This window comes from Variovorax boronicumulans, assembly GCF_009811375.1.
GTDB classification, from domain to species: Bacteria; Pseudomonadota; Gammaproteobacteria; order Burkholderiales; family Burkholderiaceae_C; genus Variovorax; species Variovorax boronicumulans.
In genome coordinates this window covers 3,935,140-3,951,314 of sequence record NZ_BKDH01000001.1, presented here as the reverse complement: position 1 = coordinate 3,951,314, position 16,175 = coordinate 3,935,140, and the positions used below count along the sequence as shown (strand labels likewise).

Genomic DNA, 16,175 nt, shown 5'->3' with positions numbered 1-16,175 from the left:
CCAATGCAAATATCCGCCGTCTTGTAGCAAGAAGAGCTTCGTTGAGTACCCGAGTCCTCTGTCGAAGATGCATTTTTTCAAACTCAATGTGCGCCATAGCTTTCAGCCCCGCAGCCGACCGCAACAAGCAACCCATCCTCGATGCCCTGACCCGCATCCTCGATGAGCGCGGCACCGCCTTGGAAATCGCCTCCGGCACAGGCCAACACGCCGCCTGGTTCGCCGCCGCCATGCCCTCATGGACCTGGCAGCCCACCGACGCAGAAGCCCGCTCGCTCCCCGCGATCGCCAGCCGTGTCGAGCAAGCCGCGTTGCCCAATCTGCGCCTGCCGCTGCTGCTCGACGTGATGGCGTCGCAGTGGCCCTCGCAAGGCCCTGCGTTCGCTCAAGAAGGCAAAGAAGAGGAAGAAAAGTTCGACGCCATCTACTGCGCCAACATGCTGCACATCGCACCCTGGCCCACCTGCGCCGCGCTGATGGCCGGTGCCGCGCGGCATCTGCGTGCCGGCACTGGCGTGCTGATCACCTACGGGCCGTACTTCGAAGACGAAGCGCAGCACGGTCCCACGGCGCCGAGCAACCTGGCGTTCGACGAAGACCTGCGCGCGCGCAATCCCGCCTGGGGCATTCGCCGGCTCGACGACGTGGTGGCAGAGGCGCGTCGCGTCGGTCTCGCATTGCGCGAGCGGCACGCGATGCCTGCGAACAACCTGCTGCTGGTCTTCGGCTTCAGTTGATGGCGATGAAGGGCGAGGGCGTTGTCGCCCGCCAAGGGGCGCTGTATTGCGATCCGGCCCACTCGCGCTAGAGTCGGGCCACGTCCGCAAGACCGGCCTGCGCCCATGCTCGACACACCATTGCCGACGCCTCCTCATTCCCCCGCATCGCTGTCGCTGCTGCAGCAGCGGCTCCTGTTCCGACTGATCCCCGCCGTCACCGCCTGCCTTCTGGCCATCGGCTGCGCGAGCCCGCCGCCGACGCGCACGCCCGGTGGTTCGGTGCCCAGCAGCAACATCCCGCCGCTGACGCCGGAGCAGTCGAACAGCATCACGATCCATGCGCTGGGGCTGGTCGGCACGCCGTACCGCTATGGCGGTAACTCGCCCGAAGGCGGGTTCGATTGCAGCGGGCTCATCGGCTACGTGTACCGCCACAGCGTGGGGCAGGTGCCGCCGCGCACGGTGTCGCGCATGGCGGGCTTCGGCCGGCCGGTGCCGATGTCGGAGCTTCGCTCGGGCGACCTGGTGCTGTTCGGCTCGGCGTCGCCTACGCATGCGGGCATCTACGTGGGCGACGGGCGTTTCGTGCATGCGCCGTCCACGGGCGGCGAGGTGCGGCTCGATCGGCTCGACGGCGTGTACTGGTCGCGGCAGCCGACGCAGGCGCGCCGGCCCGGCTGATCCGGCGAACCCGATTCGCGCGTCACGCGCGCGGCGATTGCACGTGCTCGGCCCGCACGCCGATGCCCACGGCGCGCGCCGGCAGGGTGCGCAGCCACGGCCAGCGCCCCAGCAGGCGCAGGGCCCAGGGCATGGGGCGGGGCGCGGTCGATGCAGCTGCCCTGCGGCTGAGCACGGGCATCAGCACGCGGTCTTGCACGAGGCGCTGCGCGGCCTGCGTGACGCGCACGGGCCATTCGCGGCGGCGCTGCAGCTGGGGCAGCAGGTTGTCGATCTCCTTGTCGGTGGCGCTGCCGGCCAGCGACGCGGCCAGCAGGTTGGCGGCGGCCACGGCGTCCTGCACGGCGAGGTTGATGCCGACGCCGCCCACGGGCGACATGGCGTGCGCGGCGTCGCCGATGCACAGCAGGCCGGGGCACGACCACGATTCGAGCCGGTCGACGGTCACTTCGAGCAGCTTCACGGCCTCCCAGTCGGGCAGGGCCTCGGGCAGGCGCGTGGCGAAGAAGGGCGCGATGCGCGCGATCTCGGCGTGGAAGGCGGCAATGCCGCGCGACTGCAGTTCGGCGCTGCCGCCCTTGCGGATGACGAAGGCGCACTGCCAGTAGTCGCCGCGGTTGAGCGTCACCAGGAGGTGGCCCGCCGCGATGTGGCCGCCAGTGGCTTCGGGGTCACCGGGGAGCTTGGGAATGCGCATCCACAGCACGTCGATGGGCGCGCCGTAGCTGATGTGCGGCAGCGCCGCCGCGTCGCGCAGGGTGGAGTGGCGGCCGTCGGCGGCCACGATGAGGGAGGCGTGCAGCTCGATGTCCTTCGGGCCGCCGCTGTCGGGGCGCCGGGCGCCGACGCGCACTTTCACGCCGTTGACGCGGCCCTTGTCCTGCAGCAGGCCGACGGCCTCGGCGTCGGTCCACAGCTCGAAGCCGGGGTAGCGCCGCGCCTCGTCGCACATGAAGTCCAGGAACTCCCACTGCGGCATGAGCACCAGAAAGCGTGCGTGCGTGGGCAGCCGCCTGAAGTCGGCAATGGTCACGCCGCGGCCTTCGTAGGTGCCGCGCAGCTCTTCGATGCGGTTGTGCGGGCGCTGCAGGAAGGCGTCGAGCAGGCCGAGTTCGTGCAGCACTTCGAGGGTCGAGGGGTGCACGGTGTCGCCGCGGAAGTCGCGCAGGAAGTCGAGGTGTTTCTCGAGCACGACGACGGGCACGCCCGCGCGCGCAAGCAGCAGGCCCAGCACCATGCCGGCCGGGCCGCCGCCGGCGATGCAGCAGCGGGGCGACGTGGTGGGAGCGGGCGCAGAGGTGGTGTGGGTGTCCATGGCTCCGATCGATCCGGTCGCGCCATGGGTGGCGTGGCCTGTGGGGTGCGCGGTGCGTGCACCCTGGGTGCATGCACTGCGCGGCCGGACCGCCGGGGCCCGGACCTCAGGGCTGCGTGAAGCTCACGCGCTGGGCGATGAGCACGCCGTCGACCACGCGGTCGCCGACGACGGTCACGCGCTTGCCGTTGCCCAGGTCTGCGGCGGTGCCGTTTTCGAAGATGGTACCGGAGCCGCTGGCATCCACGCGCTGGCCGCGCACGGTGAAGTCGGCGGCCGACACGTAACCGCCGATGGCGCCGATGACGGTGAACGACACCGGCCCGCCGGTGCCGGGCACGTGGCGGATGCGCAGTTTCTTGACCACGAGCACCTGGCCCGAGAGGAAACCGTCGACCTCGACCTTCACGCCGTTGCCGATGGAGCCGCTCGGCCCGCCGGTGATCTGGGCGTTGCGCGCGTCGATCTTGTTGCCCAGCACGCGGAAGTCGCCCAGCGCGGCGAAGTCGGTGATCACGCCGGCCAGCTGCAGCGCGATGCCGTCGGCCGAGGGAATGGCGTACCAGCCCTGCACCTGGGTGGCGGTGAAGCGGCCGGCGGCCGGCGCCGCCGTGCCGCGCACGCGCACGATGGCGCCGTTGGCCAGGCTCGCGGCATCGATGCCGGGGCCGAAGGCGGCGCCGCCGAAGTCGACAGTCAGCAGGCCGAGCGTGAACTGCTGGCCGCCGCGGTCGAGGTTCTGCACGGTGCCGGTCACCAGCGGGGCGGTGGTGGCGGGCGCCACCAGCACGCGCGTGGCGCGCAGGATGCCCGGGGCGGCGGGCAGGCCCCACACCTGCACCACGGCGGTGTCCACGAGGTCGGCGGCGCCCTTGGCGTCGCCCCAGACGGTGGCGTTGTCGGTGGTCACGCGGGCGCCCATCACGGTGAAGCTGCCGTCCTTCAGGTCGATGGCCGACACGGCGCCGCGCAACTCGGCGGCCGAGACGACCGTGGCGGCGATGCCGTTGTTGAAGTCGGCGTCGACCTTGCCGGCGATGCGCGCGCTCATGCCGATCTGCAGCTCGGTGGTGTCCTCGAGGCTGAAGGTGGCGCTGTCGGTGTTGTAGCGCAGGCCGTTGAGGATCACGCTGCCCAGGCCGTCGGCCGCGCCGATGCCGGCGGCGTCCGCGGTCACGCCGGTGCCGCCGGAGCCCACGCCCGAGCCGTCGCCGTTGGTGTTGCCGGCGGTGCTGTCGCCGCCGCCACCGGTGCTTCCGGTGCTGCCATTGCCCGTGCCGCTGCCGGAGCCGGCGTCACCCGAGCCGCCGTCGCCGCCCCCACCGCCGTTGCCGGTGGCCGTGGTGCCGGCGGTGCCGAAGCCCGGCGTGCCGCCGCCTCCACCGCCGCCTCCCCCGCAGGACAGAAGCAGGGCCATGGCGCCGGCCATCAGCAGGCCGCGCACGAGTCGCAAGGAGAGGGGAGGCGTGTTCATCGGGGGGACTCGTTGTGCTGGGGCGCGCCGGGGGCGGGCGCGCCTTCTTCGTCTTCGTAATACGTGTAGATGCCGACGCGGATGCGCGCCTTCGCGGTGGCCTCGGGGGGCACGCGGTCGACGGCCTCGGTCATCTCGCGGGCCAGCTCGTGGTGCAGGCCGGCCCAGCGTTCGCGCACGAGGCGTTCGATGGCCGTGCAGTCGGCCAGCGTGAGCCCGCGCGCGTACACGGCGCGCTCGAGCATGCGGGGCGTCTCGCCCAGGGTGTTGGAGACGGCGGCCAGCAGGTGGTCGCGGCCGTTGTCGCCCAGGAAGGCGAGCATCGACTGCAGGTCTTCCACCGGCACGAAGCCGTCGGCCGTGAGTTCGGCGCTACCGTCGCTTTCGGCCACCATCTGCAGGCGCACCAGCTCGTCGAGGATGGTGCGGTGGTGCACATTGCCCCGGCTGGCCAGGCGGGCCACGCGCTCGAACGACGGCCCGTCACCCTCGGTGACGATGGGCAGGCGGCGCAGGGTGTCGTCGTCGGTGGTCATCTGTAACCACAACGTAAAAGTCTTGGCAGCCGCTGACAGCTCGGTGTGCGGCAGCGGGTCGACGGTGGCGCGGACCTTGGCGGTGACGACCTTGCGGTTCAGCCCGGTGGTGACCGAAATCTGGCTGAGGTTGGGTTTGGTCACGCCCTGGGCGCGCCAGGTGCGCTGGGCTTCCTCGATGAGCAGGTCGCGCAGCAGGGCTTCGAGGTGCGGGTGCTTGACGCCCATGCCCAGCGCCAGCCGGACCACGGGCCTGAGGATGCGAGCGCAGGCGGCAAGGGCCCAGTCCAGCCGGTGTTCCATGAATGCGGGAGCGTTGTTCCTGGTGAAGGTCGTCAAGGCAAGAGAGGCGGGACCGGCGCCCGGGCTTGCCACAGGGCCCTATTGTCGTTCGTCCGGCGGACCCCCTCGGCCGGCCCGGGTCAGGTCGCGGCGCAGGTGCCGCCGCTGGACCGGGTGACGGTGGTGCGTCCCGTGGCGCTGATGCTCACGGCGCGCGACTGGTCGGCGCTCGGGGTGGCGCGGCAGATGGTGATGCTGCTCCGGCCGGCGCCCAGGCCGGTGGCCTGGTACACGATGGCGCTGGCGCCATCGGCCTCGCGCAGCCGGTAGCCGCTGGCGGCCGCGGGCTCGACGCGCAGCACCTGCGTGTCACTGCGCACGATCCAGCCGGCTTCCCACTGCCCGTTGGTGCTGCAGCTGGTGCCGTTGGCCGAGGCGCACAGGGTGACGGGGGCGTTGCGCTTGATGGCCTCGCTGCGCGCCAGCTGGCTGCCCGCGACCAGCGCGGTGCTGTAGCTGCTCAGGCGGGTGGACAGCCGGATGCCGTCGAACGAGGGCACGGCGATGGCGATCAGCACCACGAGCACGGCCAGCGTGACCATCAGCTCGATGAGCGTGAAGCCGCGCGGCCGGGTGCGGGCCTGCCTGGGGTGGTGGTGGCGCATGCGCGGGTGCACGGTTTTACTTCTGGATGAACCAGTAGACCCGGCCCTTGGGTTGCTTGAAGGCGGCCTTGGGGGCGGTGCCCTTGGGGCTGAGGAAGGAGTCGGGGTTGGCGCCGATCACCACGTCGCGCATGCCGCCGTTGCCATCGAGCTGCACGCGGAATACGGCAGGCGAGGGCGCGAGGCCGCCGCCCACCACGTTCTGGAAACGGCCGTTGGTGCCCTGGGCGGCGGCATCGACATACGACACGTTGTAGACGCGTGCGGTGCCGAGGTCGGCCTTGCACGTCTGCGTGTTGGGGGCGGTGGGCGTGTGGGTGTTGAAGGTGGTGGTGCCGTAGGCGGTGACCGAGCCGGTCACGACCTGCTCGCCCGCGGCCAGTGCAAGGTACCAGCCCTTCTTGGTGGCGAGGTCGGTGGACGTCGGGTTCTCGGCGGTGGTGATGGCCTGCAGCGAGGCATGGCACAGCACCTCGTTGCCGGTGCCGCAGCGGTCGGCCTCGCTGGTCAGCCAGGTGCCGGCGGTGGGCTTGTCCACGAGCATGTAGAAGCGGTTGGACACGCCGAGCGCGACGTTGTAGTAGCGCAGCGGCTTCTCGCGGTCGCCCGAGCCGAGCAGCACGACGTACGCGCCGTTGTCTTCCAGCACGTCGGGCGCGAACATGAACTTGCGGTTGGGCGTGCAGGTGGTCACGGTGTCGCAGCCGAGCGAAGCAATCTTCGTGATGCCCCAGGCGGACGGTGCCGCGCTGCCGATGGCGATGCGGTACACGTTGCCGCCCAGGTCGGCGGCATAGGCGATCTTGGCGACGCCGAGCGCGTCGGTGACCACCGTCACTTCGCCGACCACGGGGCGTGCCGTGGTGAACATCTTGAGCTGCGCTCCGGTGTCGGCGTCGAGCACGTAGATGCGGTTGCCCTTCACGCCGCTGCCGCAGGCCTGGGCGGCGCTGTTTGTGTCGACGTCTTCGCACTTGTCGTAGCCGCCGCCGAAGATCAGCAGCGGACTGTTTGCGCTGCCGTAGCCGTTGGCGCGCAACACCTTCGGGGCCGACCAGGTCTGGCCGATGCCGTCGAAGTCGGTGTCGCAGCCGGTGTCGTCGTTCTGGTTCGGGCAGCCCTTGCGCCACTTGAGCGTGGGCGTTGCGGGCGAGGACACGTCGAAGGCGTAGATCAGCCGGCCGCCGCGGCGCATGCTGGCATAGAGCCAGGTGTTGCTGCCCTGGCGGTAGGCGGCCACGGGACCGTCCATGCCATAGGGCTTGGGCGCCACCGCGCCCATGCTCACGGGCAGCTCGGGGAAGTTGATGCGCGTGCTGTTGTCGTACAGGCGCTTGAGGCTGCCGTAGAACTCGGGCGGCATGAACGACCACAGCTCGGAGCCTGCGGCGGCCCCGCCGATGGCCGTGTTGCGGTTGCCGTTGATGGCGCGCAGCACACCGTCGTTGCCGCCGTAGAACACCACCACCTGAGGTGCGGCGTCGGTGCCGTAGTTGATGGCCACCGGGCGCGAGTGCACCACGTCGCCGTGCACCGAAGGCCGCATGGCGCTCGAGGGCACTGGGTTGCCCTGGGCGTTGGGCCTTTCGTCGCCCAGGTTGTCCAGGCCGCGCACCCAGTTGATCAGCTTCGCATGCTCGGTGGCGTCGGCCGTGCCCAGGGCGGCGCGGGTGATGTCGGTGTTGCCGGCGTTGAACGCTGTGAGCGCCGTGCAGCCACCAGGCGCACAGGTCTTCATGTTGCGGCTGTCCGGCAAAATTCCGCGCAGCATGTAGCCTTGCGCGCCTTTCTCCACCACGTTGCCGTCGGGGCTGTCTGCGGCCTCTTTGCCAATGCAGTCGCCGGACTTGCGGAAGCTCCAGTAGGTGTCGGTGGTGCTGGGGGCCGGCGTCCAGAAGGCGCGCGCGCACGGTGCCACGAAGCCGGTCTGGTTGTTGATGGCGTTGGCGCCAACGGCGTCCTGCAGGACCAGCTGGTTGCTGCTGTCCAGCCCGAGCTTGTACTGCTTGAGGTTGCCGTTCCAGCGCGGAAACGCGTCCTGGTCGGGGCGGAACATGCCGACGAACACCTGGTTCAGGTAGGTGCCCTGCGTGTTCACGCTCACGGGCAGGCTCACCGAGGAGAACACGCTGTTGACCGACTGGATCTTGCTGAAGATGTCGTCCAGCGCTTCGCCGAGCGCGGCGCCGAGTTCGGGCTTGCCGGTGATGTCGTAGTACTCGCCCTTGCTCTCCTTGGCGACGCTCTGCATCAGCGCGGTCCAGCCCGGCCCCTGGCCCTGGTCGGCCTTGGCGGCCTCGATGGTGTAGACCTTCACGCCCATGTTGGTCTGCAGGAAGCGCGCCCATTCATCGGCCGTGTTGTCCTGCGAGCCGCTGGTGCCCAGGGTGATCTGGGCGGTGCTGCCGCCGGCGGCGCGCAGCGCCTCGTTCGACAGCTGGTTGTCGTTGTTGTTGTCCTGCGCCGCGCCGTTGCTGATGTAGATGACGAACGTGCCGGTGCAGTTCTCGGTGCTCGGGCCGACGTAGGCGTTGGCGTTGAAGCTGGCGAGCGCGTTGCGCGGCAGCGCATAGATGGCCTTCGATGCCGCGGTGCCGCTCACGTTGCCGGCGTAGTCGGTCTTGACCTTGCCGTTGCCGGCGATCGGCGCGCCGCTGGACAGGTAGCGGTAGACCTCCGCCATGGTCTTGCCGGCCTTGCCGCCGTTGGACTTGTCGCCGACCTTGTCGAGGCCTCTGATCATGGCGCTGTACTTGTCCTTGGTGGGCGCATCGAGCGTGCGGACTGCGGCGCGCACGTAACCACCGTCGGTGTTCGAGTTGCCCTGGCCGGTCTCCGTGAACATCATCAGGCCGACCTTGAACCGGGCGTCCTTCAGGCTGGCGAATGCGTTGGAGAGCGCGGCGATCTCGGCCGTGAAGGGCTGGTTCCAGTTGGCCGTGTTGTCCAGCACGAACAGCACGTTGGGGGACTGCGCGGCGACGGGGTTGTAGCCCACGAAGAGATCGATGTCCTCCGCCTGCGCAGCCTGTATCGGCAGCGCGAGCAGCACGGCGGCCCACAGCGTGGTGAGTAGTTTCCTTGTCATGGCGGGGACCCGTTCATCGTCGTGGTTCAAGAGGCGGCCGGCGCGGGTTCGGCTGGCGCGACCGGCGGCGGCGCGCACAGCGCTTCGAACTGCGCCTTGTTGAGCAGCGCCCGCACGCCCTGGCGCACGGAGGTGGTGGTGCCGGTGGCGCCGGCGGTGGTGTCGGTCACGGTGGTGCTGATGTCCCACACGGCGTTGTACTGGTCGGGCAGGGCCGCGAGCCCCGAGCCGCTGCTGGAGGCGCCGCCCGTGATGCCGCCTGGGCCCGTGCTGCCGCCGCCGCCGCTGTCGACGGCCTTGGTGGCGCGCACGCACACGGGCGGGGCGACGGTGACCTTGTAGTCGTCCACGCCGTCGTTGTTGATGTCGACCATGCTCACGGTGCCCTGCGGCGGCGCGAGCGACGGGGTGCCGTCGCTGCCGGGCACCAGCAGGCTGGCCGCGACCTCCTCGATCGCGCGGTTGGCGGCGGCCACGGCTTCGTTGCGGGTCTGCAGGTTGCCCACGGCCTTGAGGTTGGCGCCGCTGAGGTTGAAGGCGGCGGTGACCACGAGCGTGATCAGCAGCAGCATGATCATCCCGATGATCAGCGCGGCGCCGCGCTGGGTCTGGGTGGAGCGGCCGGCGCGCACGCGTGGCTTCATGGCGTTTCCCTCCGGCCGGTGACGTTGGTCAGGCGCACGGTGGTCGCGAACGCGTGCCGCTTGTAGTGGTCGTTGAACGGCGCGAGCGTCGCAGCGCCCATCTGGTACCTGCGCGTGTCGGTGTGGCCCGGCGAGATGGTGGTGGCGCGCGCGAGCACATACAGCTTCACGGCCACCGCGTTGACCAGCTGGTCGGCGGTGCAGGTCGCGCCGCAGTGCACGAAGGCGCCGTCGGGGCTGCCGTCGCCGCGGTTGGACGGGGTGGACTTGTTCGCCGGATCGGCCCAGGCGATGGCCTGGGTGTAGTTGACGGCGGCGCCGGTCTTGCTCAGCGTGTCCAGGCCGAGCTCGACGCGAAAGCCCTCGACGCCTTCGATCAGCGCCGTGGGCGGCTGCTGCGCGAGCGTGCCGCCCACCAGGTCGAAGCGCGAGCGTGCCAGCGTGGGAATTCCGTCGTTTTCGGCCTCGGCGTAGTCGCGCACGTAGTAGATGTCGGCCACCAGCTTGCGCTTGGGCGAAGGGGTGGTGCAGTCCTTGAGGAACATCTGGTCGAAGGCGCCGGTCGAGAGGTCGAACGACGAGGGCTTTTGCGTGCCGCACAGCGACGACTGGAAGTACATCGCGCCGGCCACGTCGGCGTCGCAATGGGGCGCGCCGGGCAGGCAGGTTTCGGCATGGCGCACCACGAGGATGTCGGTGCCGGTCTTGTGGTGCGTCAGCAGGTCGGTGCAGGTGGCCGGCACGCTGCTGTAGACCTGCACGGGCAGGTCGAGCAGCTGGCGCTTGTAGTCCTCGGTCCAGTTCGCCGCCGAGTAGGCCAGGCACGGGTCGGGCACGTTGCCGGTGGGCACGTGCGTGGGCGCGGCGCTGACCGTGAGGTCGTCGAACTCGGGCATGTAGTTTTCCCAGAAGCCCGCGTGCGAGATCTCGTTCTCGAGCACGAAGATGCTCAGGCGCCCGGTCTCGATCTGGCGGTTGACGCGTTCCATCTCGCGCTGGGAGCCGCTCACGTTGAGGAACAGCGTGAGCAGCGCGGCCATCACGATGAGCATGATGGTGATGGCCACCATCAGCTCGATCAGCGTCAGCCCGCGCTGGGCGCGGCGTGCGGTGAGGCGCGGGTTCATGAGAGCGATCCGATGCGCACGAGCGTGGTCACGGTGCGGCGGCACAGGTCGTTGATGCACTTGGTGCCGGTGTCGTAGAGGTCCTTGCCGCAGGCCACGCCGGCCGGCGGCGCCGAGATCGGCCCCAGGCCCTGCCAGGCGACGGTCACGAGGTACTCGTTGTTGCCCATGTCTTCCACGCAGCCGCGCCCGCCGATCACGGTGCCCAGCTTGTCGTTGCCCGAGAACTCGGCGGCGCCCTGCAGCGCGTTGCACCACTCCCTGGCGTCGATCTGCTGGCGCGTGCCGGTGCCGGTGGGGCAGGCATCGGTGCCACCCAGCGGTGCGCTGGTGGCGTAGCTGGCCGCCACGCGGCGGTTGATGGCGATGCGGTTGGCCATGTCGTTGAGCAGGATCAACGCCTGCGAGCGCTGGTACGACTCCATCTCGGAGGCCTGCAGCCGGGCCTGCAGGCCCACGAGGCCGAACAGGCCGAAGGCCAGCACGAGCAGGGTGACCAGCACCTCGATCAGCGTGGCGCCGCGCTGGCGCCGCAGGGCGGGGCTCACCATTTGTTGGACGGCGTCTTCACGCCTTCGCTGGTGAGCCCGAGGTTGCCGTCGCTTTGCTGGCTGCCGATCGCGGTGAAGGTGATCGTGAAGGTGGGCGGGCCGGATTCCTGCAGCGCGACGTCGTAGCTGTAGTTGCTGCTGACCTCGGCGGGCAGGCTGTAGCCGCTGGCGGTCAGTGCCGTCTTGTCGGCGTAGCCGCGGTTGGCAATGAGGAACTGCTGCTGCCGGTTGGCGATGTCCATCATCTGCGCCTGGGCCGCCGAGCGCTTCGATCGCACGATGTACTGCTGGTAGCTGGGCAGCGCGATCGACGCCAGGATGGCCACGATGGCCACCGTGATCATGACCTCGATCAATGTGAAGCCGCGGGGGGCGCGTGCCTGCGAATGCTGGGTCATCGTGGACTCGTCAGAGATGTTTCACATTGTTAGTGAATGTGAATTTATCACATCTAATGTGAGCGCAACGGTTTTGCGGCGCTTCTGATGGCTGTCGGGCGGAGGCGATTTGGGCGCGGATAGGGGTTATCCATTAGGCAATTCCACCCGCCCGGCCCGCGCAGTCCGACGGATGCGGCCCGGCGGCGGGCGGGGAACACTCGCCCGGTTCATATCGAGGAGACATCCGCATGCCCAACATTCGCCGCCATCTGGTGTGGCTGGCCGTGGCCGTGCTCGGCGCTTTTGCGCTGGGCACCGTCGCCCTGAGCCGGGGGGAAAGCATCAACGCCCTCTGGGTCGTGACCGCCGCGCTCTGCACCTACCTGATCGCCTACCGCTACTACAGCCTGTTCATCGCCGACAAGGTGCTGGGGCTGGACGCCAACCGCAAGACGCCCGCGCACCGCCACAACGACGGCCTGGACTACGTGCCGACCGACAAGAACGTGCTGTTCGGCCACCACTTCGCGGCCATCGCGGGCGCCGGCCCGCTGGTGGGCCCGGTGCTCGCCGCGCAGATGGGCTACCTGCCCGGCCTCCTGTGGGTGCTGGCGGGCGTGGTGTTCGCGGGGGCGGTGCAGGACTTCATCATCCTGTTCATCTCCACGCGCCGTGACGGCCGCTCGCTGGGCGACCTGGTCAAGCAGGAGATGGGCGTGGTGCCCGGCATGATCGCGCTGTTCGGCACCTTCATGATCATGATCATCATCCTGGCGGTGCTGGCCCTGATCGTGGTGAAGGCGCTGGCCGAATCGCCCTGGGGCAGCTTCACGGTGGCCGCGACGATTCCGGTGGCGCTGTTCATGGGCGTGTACCTGCGCTACATCCGCCCGGGCCGCATCGGCGAGGTGTCGGTGATCGGCTTCGTGCTGCTCATGGCGGCCATCTTCGGCGGCCAGTGGGTCAGCCAGCACCCGGTGTGGGGCCCGGCCTTCACCTTCGACGGCAAGGCGCTCACCTGGATGCTCGTGGGCTACGGCTTCGTGGCCGCCAGCCTGCCGGTGTGGCTGCTGCTGGCGCCGCGCGACTACCTCTCGACCTTCCTGAAGATCGGCACGATCATCGCGCTGGCCATCGGCATCGTGGTCGTGATGCCGACGCTGCAGATGCCCGCCATCACGCAGTTCGCGCAAGGCAACGGCCCGGTGTGGTCGGGCAGCCTGTTCCCGTTCCTGTTCATCACCATCGCCTGCGGTGCTGTCTCGGGCTTCCACGCGCTGATCTCTTCGGGCACCACGCCCAAGATGCTCGACAACGAGCGCCACGCGCGCTTCATCGGCTACGGCGGCATGCTGGCCGAATCCTTCGTCGCCGTGATGGCGCTGGTGGCGGCCTCGTGCATCGAGCCGGGCATCTACTTCGCGATGAACAGCCCGGGCGCGCTGGTCGGTACCACGGTGCAACAGGCCGCCGCCACCATTTCGGGCTGGGGCTTCGTCGTCACGCCCGAGATGCTGCTGCAGACGGCCAAGGACGTGGGCGAGACCACCATCCTCGGGCGCACCGGCGGCGCGCCGACGCTGGCCGTGGGCATGGCCCACATCCTTCACCAAGTGATCGGCGGGCAGGCCATGATGGCCTTCTGGTACCACTTCGCGATTTTGTTCGAGGCGCTCTTCATCCTCACGGCGGTGGACGCCGGCACGCGCGCCGGCCGCTTCATGCTGCAGGATCTGCTGGGCAGCTTCGTGCCCGCGCTCAAGCGCACCGACTCGCTGCCGGCCAACCTGATCGCCACCGCGCTGTGCGTGGCGGCCTGGGGCTACTTCCTGTACCAGGGCGTGGTCGATCCGCTGGGCGGCATCAACACGCTGTGGCCGCTGTTCGGCATCTCCAACCAGATGCTGGCCGCGGTGGCGCTGATGCTGGGCGTGGTCGTGCTGTTCCGCATGAAGCGCGAGCGCTACGCCTGGGTGGCGGCGGCGCCGGCCGTGTGGCTGCTGGCCTGCACGCTGACGGCGGGCTGGCAGAAGATCTTCTCGAGCGATCCGAAGATCGGCTTCCTGTCGCACGCGGCCAAGTACGCCGACGGCCTGGCCAACGGCGTGCTGATCGCGCCGGCCAAGACGCCCGAAGCCATGTCGCGCATCGTCTTCAACGACCGGCTCGACGCGGCGCTGTGCGCGCTGTTCATCTTCGTGGTGCTGAGCGTGCTGGTCTACAGCATCAAGGCCTGCCTGGCGGCCCGTGCGGCCAACCGGCCGACCACGCAGGAGACGCCGTTCGAGGCGATGGGCGCGGCCTCGTCCGCCGCCCACTGATCGGACGCAAGAACGCCATGGGCCTCGCCATGCCGGAAGCCGGGCGCTACATCGCCCGCTCGATCAAGCAGTCGCTGCGGCTCATGGTCGGGCTGCCCGACTACGACGTCTACCTGACGCACATGGCGGCCACCCACCCGGACCGGGCGCCGATGAGCTACGAGGAATTCTTCCGCGAGCGGCTCGAGGCGCGCTATGGCGCGGGCAAGGGCCGCTGCTGCTAGCGGCAGCCGGCCGACAACAAGAAAAGGGCGCATGCGATGCGCCCTTTTTTCATTTCAGGAGGCGTCGAGGATCTGTGCCATCCGCAGCGCCGCCGGCGAGAGCGGCCGGTTCTTGAGCGCCAACCGGTACAGCGGCCGCGACAGCACCGCGCCCGGCAGCTTCAGCTCGCGCAGCGTGCCCAGTGCGAGCATGTCGGCCACCACCACGCGCGGCAGCATCGAGATGCCGACGCCGCTGGCCACGGTGCGCGCAATGGCTTCGTTGCTCGCCATTTCCATCCACGGCGGCGCGTCGATGCCGTGCGCCGTGCACAGCGCCTCGGTGGCCTGGCGCGTGCCCGAGCCCGGCTCGCGCAGGATCCAGTTCTGCCGGCCCAGCAGCGCGGCCGTCACGCCGCGCCGGGGCAGGGCGGCATCGGGCGGCGCGACGATGGCGAGCGGGTCGGTGGTCCATTCGCGCACGTCCACGCGCTCTTCGTCCACGCGGCCCTCGACCAGCGCAAGGTCGATGCGGCATTCGAGCAGCTGCTCGCACACCCACTGCGTGTTGCCGACCGTGACGCGCGGCACCACCGCCGGGTAGGCGGCGCAGAAGGCCGCGATCTGCGGCGGCAGCCAGTAGCTCGCCACCGTGGTGCTGGCGCCCAGCGTGAGGCTGCCGCGCTGCACGCCGACGCGCGCCCGCACGTCGTCCAGCGCCGCGCGCTCCATCGCGAAGATGCCGCGCGCATGCGTGAGCAGCGACGCGCCCGCCTCGGTGAGCCGCAAGCCCTTGCCCGCGCCGCGCTCGATGAGCGTCAGGTCGAGCTGGTGCTCCAGCTCGCGGATGCCCTTGGACACCGCTGGTTGGCTGATCCACAGGCCCTCGGCCGCGCGCGAGAAGCTGCCCGCCTCGGCCACGGCGACGAACAGGCGCACCAGGTGCAGGTTCAGGGTCATAACTTAACTTCATGCATCGGTGAAGTTTATGTCTTTGACTCATGGGGTGTCGATTCCTAAGCTCGGGTCCATGTCCTCCCTTGCCGCCTCCCTGCCCGGTTTCTCCTTCGTTCGCCGCTGCGGCCCCGGCGTGTTGCTGTCTGCACTGCTGGCGGCTGGCGCCGCGCTGCTGGCCGAGTGGCCGCCGATGGTGCACCTGGGCCTGAGCGCGCTCACGCTGGCCATCGCGCTGGGCATGGTGGCGGGCAACACGGTGTTCCCCGCGGTGTCGGAGCGCACCGGCGCGGGGGTGGACTTCGCGCGCAGCGCCTTGCTGCGCGCGGGCATCGTGCTCTACGGCTTTCGCATCTCGCTGAGCGACATCGGCGCCGTCGGCTGGCCCGGCGTGCTGATCGCGATGGCGATGGTGGCGCTGACCTTCGGCCTCGCCGTGCGCATCGGCACGCGCTGGCTGGGGCTGGACCGCGAGACCGCCGCGCTGATCGGCGCGGGCAGCGCCATCTGCGGCGCCGCCGCCGTGATGGCGACCCAGCCCGTGGTGCGCGGCGAAGAGCACAAGGTGTCGATCGCCGTCGCCACGGTGGTGGTGTTCGGCACGCTGTCGATGGTGGCGTACCCGCTGCTCTATCCGTACCTCGGGCTCACGGAGCATGCCTTCGGCCTCTTCGCGGGCTCCACCATCCACGAGGTGGCGCAGGTGGTCGCGGTCGGCGAGGCCGTGAGCCCGGGCGCGGCCAACGCGGCGGTGGTCGAGAAGATGCTGCGCGTGATGATGCTGGCGCCGTTCCTCATGGGCCTGTCGTTCCGTGTGGCGGCCTCGACGCCGGGCGCGGCGAGCCTGGGCGCGTGCTGGCGCCAGGTGCGCGTGCCATGGTTCGCCGTGCTGTTCATCGTCGTGAGCGCCGTGCATTCGCTCGACGTGCTGCCGCATGCACTCGTCGCCGGGCTTGTGCAGCTCGACACGCTGCTGCTGGCTACCGCCATGGCCGCGATGGGCCTGCGCACCAGCGCCGCGAGCCTGCGCAAGGCCGGGGCGCAACCGCTCAAGCTCGGGGCGCTGCTGTTCGTGTTCCTGACGGCCGGCGGCTATGCGGTGAACGCGGCCGTGCTGGCGATGTTCTGAACGAATTTTGCGCAGGGCTCAGGCGCCGCCTGAGGCGTCCTGCGTGAATTCCAGTTTCTCCTGCGCGCGCCTTCGCGGGACCATCGGTGCCACGCAACCCGTGGAG

At 69.8% G+C, this 16,175-nt stretch carries 15 protein-coding genes; 5 read left to right on the top strand and 10 right to left on the bottom strand.

Annotation, left to right across the window (positions count from 1 at the left end):
• The first annotated feature begins 86 nt into the window (after positions 1–86).
• Both VHAB30_RS18165 and VHAB30_RS18160 read left to right on the top strand, forming a co-directional pair.
• A complete protein-coding gene (locus VHAB30_RS18165; protein WP_159278036.1) occupies positions 87–737 on the top strand; it encodes a DUF938 domain-containing protein in 651 nt (216 codons plus the stop codon).
• A 105-nt stretch (positions 738–842) separates the two neighbouring features.
• Complete coding sequence (locus VHAB30_RS18160) at positions 843–1,400, top strand: C40 family peptidase (protein ID WP_159278035.1); 558 nt, start codon at positions 843–845, stop codon at positions 1,398–1,400.
• 22 nt (positions 1,401–1,422) lie between these two features.
• Here the strand turns inward: VHAB30_RS18160 and VHAB30_RS18155 are convergent, their stop codons facing one another.
• The 9 genes from VHAB30_RS18155 to VHAB30_RS18115 form a co-directional block, all read right to left on the bottom strand.
• A complete protein-coding gene (locus tag VHAB30_RS18155; protein WP_159278034.1) occupies positions 1,423–2,715 on the bottom strand; it encodes an FAD-dependent oxidoreductase in 1,293 nt (430 codons plus the stop codon).
• A gap of 106 nt (positions 2,716–2,821) precedes the next feature.
• Positions 2,822–4,189 carry a DUF5666 domain-containing protein gene (locus VHAB30_RS18150; RefSeq protein WP_159278033.1) on the bottom strand — a complete coding sequence of 456 codons (1,368 nt, stop codon included), beginning with the start codon at positions 4,187–4,189 and terminating at the stop codon, positions 2,822–2,824.
• Positions 4,186–5,028 (bottom strand): DUF6502 family protein, encoded by an 843-nt coding sequence (locus VHAB30_RS18145; RefSeq protein WP_159278032.1) that lies wholly within the window; start codon positions 5,026–5,028, stop codon positions 4,186–4,188. Before VHAB30_RS18145 ends, VHAB30_RS18150 begins: the two co-directional genes overlap by 4 nt.
• 119 nt (positions 5,029–5,147) lie before the next feature.
• Positions 5,148–5,684 (bottom strand): GspH/FimT family pseudopilin, encoded by a 537-nt coding sequence (locus tag VHAB30_RS18140; RefSeq protein WP_235926734.1) that lies wholly within the window; start codon positions 5,682–5,684, stop codon positions 5,148–5,150.
• A 4-nt stretch (positions 5,685–5,688) separates the two neighbouring features.
• Positions 5,689–8,760 (bottom strand): pilus assembly protein, encoded by a 3,072-nt coding sequence (locus tag VHAB30_RS18135; protein ID WP_159278031.1) that lies wholly within the window; start codon positions 8,758–8,760, stop codon positions 5,689–5,691.
• A gap of 26 nt (positions 8,761–8,786) precedes the next feature.
• A complete protein-coding gene (locus tag VHAB30_RS18130; RefSeq protein ID WP_159278030.1) occupies positions 8,787–9,404 on the bottom strand; it encodes a pilus assembly PilX family protein in 618 nt (205 codons plus the stop codon).
• Entirely contained in the window at positions 9,401–10,531 is a 1,131-nt protein-coding gene (locus VHAB30_RS18125; RefSeq protein WP_159278029.1) for a PilW family protein, read from the bottom strand. The genes VHAB30_RS18130 and VHAB30_RS18125 overlap by 4 nt, the downstream gene beginning before the upstream one ends.
• Positions 10,528–11,082: a prepilin-type N-terminal cleavage/methylation domain-containing protein gene (locus tag VHAB30_RS18120; RefSeq protein WP_159278028.1), complete on the bottom strand. Its 555-nt coding sequence runs from the start codon at positions 11,080–11,082 to the stop codon at positions 10,528–10,530. Before VHAB30_RS18120 ends, VHAB30_RS18125 begins: the two co-directional genes overlap by 4 nt.
• Complete coding sequence (locus VHAB30_RS18115; RefSeq protein WP_095744136.1) at positions 11,076–11,480, bottom strand: type IV pilin protein; 405 nt, start codon at positions 11,478–11,480, stop codon at positions 11,076–11,078. The genes VHAB30_RS18120 and VHAB30_RS18115 overlap by 7 nt, the downstream gene beginning before the upstream one ends.
• A gap of 230 nt (positions 11,481–11,710) precedes the next feature.
• Here VHAB30_RS18115 and VHAB30_RS18110 point away from each other — a divergent pair, with 230 nt between their 5' ends.
• Both VHAB30_RS18110 and VHAB30_RS18105 read left to right on the top strand, forming a co-directional pair.
• Positions 11,711–13,783: a carbon starvation CstA family protein gene (locus VHAB30_RS18110; protein ID WP_095744137.1), complete on the top strand. Its 2,073-nt coding sequence runs from the start codon at positions 11,711–11,713 to the stop codon at positions 13,781–13,783.
• 17 nt (positions 13,784–13,800) lie between these two features.
• A complete protein-coding gene (locus VHAB30_RS18105) occupies positions 13,801–14,007 on the top strand; it encodes a YbdD/YjiX family protein (protein ID WP_062472123.1) in 207 nt (68 codons plus the stop codon).
• Between the two features lie 54 nt (positions 14,008–14,061).
• Here VHAB30_RS18105 and VHAB30_RS18100 read toward each other — a convergent pair whose 3' ends face one another.
• Positions 14,062–14,946 (bottom strand): LysR family transcriptional regulator, encoded by an 885-nt coding sequence (locus VHAB30_RS18100; protein WP_216850721.1) that lies wholly within the window; start codon positions 14,944–14,946, stop codon positions 14,062–14,064.
• Between the two features lie 70 nt (positions 14,947–15,016).
• On the opposite strand from VHAB30_RS18100, the gene VHAB30_RS18095 reads away from it, so the two are divergent.
• Entirely contained in the window at positions 15,017–16,069 is a 1,053-nt protein-coding gene (locus VHAB30_RS18095) for a YeiH family protein (RefSeq protein ID WP_159278027.1), read from the top strand.
• Positions 16,070–16,175: the final 106 nt, after the last annotated feature.

Excerpts from the sequence above, each read along its gene's own strand:
- VHAB30_RS18165 (WP_159278036.1), top strand. The coding sequence starts at position 87 with ATGTGCGCCATAGCTTTCAGCCCCGCAGCCGACCGCAACAAGCAACCC.
- VHAB30_RS18160 (WP_159278035.1), top strand. The coding sequence starts at position 843 with ATGCTCGACACACCATTGCCGACGCCTCCTCATTCCCCCGCATCGCTG.
- VHAB30_RS18155 (WP_159278034.1), bottom strand. The coding sequence starts at position 2,715 with ATGGACACCCACACCACCTCTGCGCCCGCTCCCACCACGTCGCCCCGC.
- VHAB30_RS18150 (WP_159278033.1), bottom strand. The coding sequence starts at position 4,189 with ATGAACACGCCTCCCCTCTCCTTGCGACTCGTGCGCGGCCTGCTGATG.
- VHAB30_RS18145 (WP_159278032.1), bottom strand. The coding sequence starts at position 5,028 with ATGGAACACCGGCTGGACTGGGCCCTTGCCGCCTGCGCTCGCATCCTC.
- VHAB30_RS18135 (WP_159278031.1), bottom strand. The coding sequence starts at position 8,760 with ATGACAAGGAAACTACTCACCACGCTGTGGGCCGCCGTGCTGCTCGCG.
- VHAB30_RS18130 (WP_159278030.1), bottom strand. The coding sequence starts at position 9,404 with ATGAAGCCACGCGTGCGCGCCGGCCGCTCCACCCAGACCCAGCGCGGC.
- VHAB30_RS18125 (WP_159278029.1), bottom strand. The coding sequence starts at position 10,531 with ATGAACCCGCGCCTCACCGCACGCCGCGCCCAGCGCGGGCTGACGCTG.
- VHAB30_RS18120 (WP_159278028.1), bottom strand. The coding sequence starts at position 11,082 with ATGGTGAGCCCCGCCCTGCGGCGCCAGCGCGGCGCCACGCTGATCGAG.
- VHAB30_RS18115 (WP_095744136.1), bottom strand. The coding sequence starts at position 11,480 with ATGACCCAGCATTCGCAGGCACGCGCCCCCCGCGGCTTCACATTGATC.
- VHAB30_RS18110 (WP_095744137.1), top strand. The coding sequence starts at position 11,711 with ATGCCCAACATTCGCCGCCATCTGGTGTGGCTGGCCGTGGCCGTGCTC.
- VHAB30_RS18105 (WP_062472123.1), top strand. The coding sequence starts at position 13,801 with ATGGGCCTCGCCATGCCGGAAGCCGGGCGCTACATCGCCCGCTCGATC.
- VHAB30_RS18100 (WP_216850721.1), bottom strand. The coding sequence starts at position 14,946 with ATGACCCTGAACCTGCACCTGGTGCGCCTGTTCGTCGCCGTGGCCGAG.
- VHAB30_RS18095 (WP_159278027.1), top strand. The coding sequence starts at position 15,017 with ATGTCCTCCCTTGCCGCCTCCCTGCCCGGTTTCTCCTTCGTTCGCCGC.